This window comes from Pseudomonadota bacterium (assembly GCA_034660915.1).
In the GTDB taxonomy this organism is placed as follows: domain Bacteria; phylum Desulfobacterota; class Anaeroferrophillalia; order Anaeroferrophillales; family Anaeroferrophillaceae; genus DQWO01.
The window spans coordinates 1,390-5,038 of record JAYEKE010000041.1; the positions used below are offsets into that span (position 1 = coordinate 1,390).

Annotated in this window: 3 protein-coding genes; all 3 read right to left on the reverse strand. The window is 52.0% G+C overall.

Going from position 1 to position 3,649, the window contains the following annotated elements:
* Positions 1 to 619 precede the first annotated feature (619 nt).
* Positions 620 to 1,033, reverse strand: coding sequence for a type II toxin-antitoxin system VapC family toxin (locus U9P07_02365; GenBank protein MEA2108251.1), 414 nt, complete (start codon positions 1,031 to 1,033; stop codon positions 620 to 622).
* Positions 1,021 to 1,248 carry a type II toxin-antitoxin system prevent-host-death family antitoxin gene (locus U9P07_02370; GenBank protein ID MEA2108252.1) on the reverse strand — a complete coding sequence of 76 codons (228 nt, stop codon included), beginning with the start codon at positions 1,246 to 1,248 and terminating at the stop codon, positions 1,021 to 1,023. Before U9P07_02370 ends, U9P07_02365 begins: the two co-directional genes overlap by 13 nt.
* Before the next feature lie 256 nt (positions 1,249 to 1,504).
* A complete protein-coding gene (gene mnmG, locus U9P07_02375; protein MEA2108253.1) occupies positions 1,505 to 3,376 on the reverse strand; it encodes a tRNA uridine-5-carboxymethylaminomethyl(34) synthesis enzyme MnmG in 1,872 nt (623 codons plus the stop codon).
* Between the last annotated feature and the right edge of the window lie 273 nt (positions 3,377 to 3,649).

Genomic DNA, 3,649 nt, shown 5'->3' on the forward strand with positions numbered 1-3,649 from the left:
CAAAACGGGACGTTGTTGCTTTATTGCTTTAAGCCAGTCTGCTTCCCGGGAGTTATTGTTTCAGCCACAGACAGACACGGACAAACACAGACAAAAAAATTATCTCCGGCTACCAGATCAAGGTCACCGGGTATTGCTTAAATGCGGAGTCAGAAGTTACAATTGGCCATCCTTCAATCCGGCTTTGGGCAATCAGCATCCGGTCGAAGGGATCACGATGAGGTCCGGGGAGGGCACCTGCAGCCAGGGAGTGTTCCATGGTAATCGGCAAAAAAGCCTGGGACAGTTCCCTTTTAAACCAAAAAGCTTGGGGACAGTCCCGGTTTTGCTTGGAGCAGTGCGCTTCATAAAGATGTGCTGAATAGTTACAAAAACAAGAAAAAAGGGATTCAAATATAAACCACCCGTTCGCGATGCTCACTTGAGAACACAGAGAACACAGAGGAAATCGTCAGATTGTTTCTCTGTGCCCCTCTGTGCTCTCTGTGGTAAAAAATTCTTTGGTCAAATCAAAACGGGACGTTGTTGCTTTATTGCTTTAAGCCAGTCTGCTTCCCGGGAGTTATTGTTTCAGCCACAGACAGACACGGACAAACACAGACAAAAAAATTATCTCCGGCTACCAGATCAAGGTCACTGGATATTGTTTAAACGCGGAGTCTGTTGTTATAATGGGACAACCTTCAATGCGGCTTTGGGCAATCAGCATCCGGTCGAAGGGATCACGATGAGGTCCAGGGAGGGCACCCGCAGCCAGGGAATGTTCCATGGTAATCGGCAAAACCTCCATGCGAGCCTGGCGCAGCAACGACGGTAGATTGGTGGCCGCTTCACCGGCATGGGGCAGTTTCCCCAGTCGATATTTGGTGGCAATTTCCCAGCCGGAGGCGCTGCTGACCAGAATTGTATGCTCGGGATTCTGGATGATTTCAAAGGCGGTTATGGAAAGCCTTGAATCGTTGAATAGCCACCATAAAAGGGTATGGGTATCGAGCAGGAAGATCGAAACCTGGTCGTCTGTTATTGTCCCCATGTTTGCAACTCACTTTCGGGCAGCGGTTCAAAAAAGGTTTCATCCAGGTGTCCTTTGGCGATTCCCGGTTTTCGGGGTTCCTGCTTGTGCAGGGGCACTAAGCGGGCGTAAGGCTTTCCCGCTTTGGCCAGCACAATCTCCTCCCCTTCATGGGCTCGTTTCAGCAGCCGGGAAAGCTGGGTTTTAGCTTCGTGAACATTGACCATGTCAGACATGACATCCTCCGAATTTTCTCTAAATATTATAAGCCTGAATTGAGCTAGCAGCTGATATAAGATAAACGTAAACATTCAGTTTTATATTTTCGAAAAAATTAAAAATAGTCTCACGGAGCCACAGAGTCACAGAGGGCAAATAACTGGCTTTCTCTGTGTCTTTGTGGCTCCGTGAGAAATAAGAAAAATTTTCCAATCTATAAACAAAGCTAAATCTTTACAGATAACCTATTATGGACTAAGTTCCAAGACTAAGTCAAGTTGATTTCTGGCGGAATTTTTTCAGATAGATCATCAGGACGGAAATGGCGGCCGGGGTGATGCCCGGCAAACGGGAGGCCTGGCCTAAAGATGCCGGGCGGACTTCTTCCAGCTTCTGGATCAGTTCGTTGGTGAGGCCGGAAACGGTGTGATAGTCAAAATCAGCCGGGATTTTTTTCTTTTCCAGGGATTTGAATTTTTCCACTTCGGCCAGCTGCCGGTTGATATAGCCCTGGTATTTGAGCTGGATTTCCATTTGCCGGGAAACTTCCGCTCCCAGTTCCCGGGACAGATCGGCGGTTTCAGGGGAATGGGCCGCCAGGGTGGCCAGGTCAACTTCCGGTCTTTTTAATAATTCATCTGCCGGAACCGGTTCTTTCAACGGCGATGATCCGGCATTGCTCAAGGATTTATTCACCTGCTTTGGGGTGATCCTGATCCGGTGCAGTCCTTTCTTTCCTTCATTGGTTTTACGTTCCTTTTCCCTGGTCCTCTCCCGCCGTTGTTCATCCACCAGTCCCAGTTCAAAGGCTTTTTCCGTCAGCCGCAGATCGGCGTTGTCTTCCCGCAGTAAGAGGCGGTATTCGGCCCGGGAGGTGAACATCCGGTAGGGTTCGTTGGTGCCCTTGGTGATCAGATCATCTACCATCACCGCCAGGTAGGCTTCGGAACGGTCAAGCAGAAACGGGGGCAGTTTTTTTATTCGGCAGGCAGCGTTGGTCCCGGCCCAGATACCCTGGCCGGCGGCTTCCTCGTAGCCCGAGGTGCCGTTGATCTGGCCGGCTAAAAACAGCCCTTTGATCTTCTTGGTTTCCAGGGTGTTGTGGAGCTGGGTCGGTAAAACAAAATCATATTCAATCGCATAGGCCGGCCGGATGACCACCGCTTCCTCAAGGCCGGGTACGGTGTGAAACAGCTGCTGCTGGATTTCCACCGGCAGGCAGTTCCCCAGGCCTTTAACATAGATTTCCTCGGTTTCCCAGCCTTCGGGCTCTAACGTTACCTGGTGGCTTTCATGGTGGGGAAATTTCATGATCTTGTCTTCCAGGGATGGGCAGTAACGGGCACTGATGCCTTCAATGGTGCCGTTGTAAAGCGGTGACTGGCCGATGTGGTCTGCCAGAATCTTATGAGTTTTTGTGGTGGTGCGGGTGATGAAACAGGGCAGCTGAGCTTGGTCAATGCTGCCGCTCATGACTGAAAAAGGCTTCGGTTTTGGATCCCCGTCCTGTCGTTCCAGGCGGCTGAAATCAATCGAGCGTCGCAGCATCCGGGGCGGGGTACCGGTTTTCATCCGTCCAAGTTGAAATCCCAGTTCCCGCAGGTTTTCAGGCAGGGCCAGGGAGGCGAATTCCCCGGTGCGGCCGGCGGCCTGCTGGAAGGTGCCAATATGGATGAGGCCGTTTAAGAAAGTGCCGGTGGTGATGACCACCGCCTGGCAGCGATACTGAAAACCGGTTTCATCCTCTACCCCGACAACTCTTTTATCGTCCACCAGCAGCCGGTTGATCATCGCCTGACGGATTTCGATGCCGTCCTGCTGTTCCAGGAAGTGCTTCATCCGTCGATGGTACAGCAACTTGTCACACTGGATCCGAGTGCCCCGCACCGCCGGTCCTTTTGAGGTGTTCAGGGTGCGAAACTGGATGCCGCACTGGTCGGCTATGAGGCCCATGGATCCGCCCAGGGCGTCAATTTCCTTGACCAGGTGGCCCTTGGCCAGGCCGCCGATGGCCGGGTTGCAGGACATCTGGGCAATGGTATCGGCGTTGATGGTGAAAACCAGTACCGAAATACCCATCCGGGCAGCCGCCAGAGCAGCTTCACAGCCGGCATGGCCGGCACCGATGACAATCAGATCATGCATGAGAAAAGTTTCCAGACGGTAAAAGAAAACCACGGAGAACACGAAAATCACGAAGAATTTTTAACTCCGCCTTCGTGTCCATCGTGCTCTTCGTGGTCGTAACATATTCAACAAATATTGTCTAATGCGGGCTGCGCCCGCAACCCAAATTAAGGTGTCAGGATGTTCCGGCATGGCTCTCGCTCATTCTCGCCGGCCGTCCATGGCCGGCTTCCGAGGCGTCCGCCGCGAATCACCTCGTGTGATTCGTTCGGCGGCCAATACCGCTATGAG

Bases quoted from the DNA above. Each gene is read 5' to 3' on its own strand.
- U9P07_02365 (MEA2108251.1), bottom strand. From the start codon at position 1,033: ATGGGGACAATAACAGACGACCAGGTTTCGATCTTCCTGCTCGATACC.
- U9P07_02370 (MEA2108252.1), bottom strand. From the start codon at position 1,248: ATGTCTGACATGGTCAATGTTCACGAAGCTAAAACCCAGCTTTCCCGG.
- mnmG (MEA2108253.1), bottom strand. From the start codon at position 3,376: ATGCATGATCTGATTGTCATCGGTGCCGGCCATGCCGGCTGTGAAGCT.